Here is a 1,532-nt window from a genome sequence, read left to right as displayed (position 1 = left end):
GGCCGGGAGTGAGCGCTGAACTGCGGGACGACGGCGAGGAAGTGGACCTCGTCCGGGACCAGGTGCGGCAGATGGTCCGGTACAAGGGCCTGATCGTGGCCGGCCTGGCCGTGGGCCTGGTCGGCGGCGCCTTCCTCGCCCTCGGCGGCGCGGACACGTATGCCGCGAGCAGTTCGGTGATGGTGCGGGCGGCGACCGCGGACCCGTTCGCTACGGGCGCGACGCCCGACAAGGGCATCGACATCGGCACCGAGCGGCAGTCCGCGATGAGCACGACCGTCGCCGAGGCCGCCGCGAAGGAGGTGAAGCAGCCGGTCAAGAAGTTGCAGCACTGCCTTGAGGTGACCAACCCGCCCAACACACTTGTGCTGCGCTTCACTTGCGCCGCGCCGAACGGCAAGGACGCGGCCACGTGGGTCAACGCGTTCACCAAGTCCTACCTGGACAGCCGGGAGTCGGCGACCAGGACCACCATCAAGAAGATGGTGAAGGGCTACCAGGACCAGCTCAACCCGCTGGTCAAGCAGCGCAACGACCTGCTCGACCAGATCGACGCCAGCAAGGACAGCCAGGTCATCGGCACGCTGGTGTCCGTGCAGACCAACCTGCTCAGCCGGATCACCGAACTCAACGGTGAAGTCAGCGGGTTACGGGCGCTCGACACCACCCCGGGCGTGGTGATCAAACCCGGCACGGTGCCGGACGCGCCGACCGGTCCCGGGCTGCCACTGATGCTGGGCCTCGGCGCCGCGGTCGGACTCGCGCTCGGCCTGCTCGCCGCGTGGCTGCGACTGGTCTTCGACCCGCGCCCGCGCTCGTCGGGCGAGGTCACCCGGGCGATGGACGCGCCGGTGCTCGGCACCCTGCCCCACGGGCGCGGCCGCCGCGACCGGCCGGGCCCCCAACCGCTGCTCGCCGAGGGCCAGTCCGCGGGCCGGCTCGCCGAGGAGTACCGGGCGATCGCGTTCCGGCTCGGCCACGACCGGCGGTTCGCCGAACGCCGCCGGCTGCTGGTGGTGGAGCCGCGCGGCAGCAGCGACACCGCGGCCGCCGTCGCGGTCAACCTCGCCGCGTCCTTCGCCGAGATGGGCAAGGAGGTGCTGCTCGTCGAGGCCGATCTGCGCACCCCGTCGCTGGCCGGGCGGCTGCGCTCCGCCGACCCCGGCCGCCCCGGCTGGGCCCGCACCCCGGGCCTGGGCGAGGGGGGTTGGCCCGCCGGGCTGCAACTGCCCGTGGACACCGGCGAGTACGGCTCCTTCGACCTCGTGCCCGGCCGCCGCGTGCGCAACGTGGCCCGCGCGCTGACCTCCGGCCAGGCCGGCCGGCTCTTCGCCGAGGCCGACGACCCCGGCACGGTCGTCGTCGTCCTCGCCCCGCCCGTCCTCTCCTACGCCGACGCGCTCGCGCTCGCCGACCGGGTGGACGGCGTGGTCGTGGTCTGCGACCCGGCCGAGGTGCACCGCGAAGACCTGATCCGGGTAAGGGAGTTGATCGTGGGGGCCGGCGGCGCCGTACTCGGCACCGTGCTGCAC

General features: G+C 73.4%; 1 protein-coding gene. It reads left to right on the top strand.

Annotation, left to right across the window (positions count from 1 at the left end; all coding sequences use genetic code 11):
* Window positions 1-1,532 (top strand): P-loop NTPase family protein (locus AC13HU_RS36960; protein WP_483046377.1); only part of this gene is annotated, 1,532 nt, incomplete at both ends.

This window comes from Streptomyces sp. NH27 (genome assembly GCF_056859195.1).
Note: the sequence above shows the minus strand (reverse complement) of the source record. Positions and strands in the feature narration are given on the sequence as shown.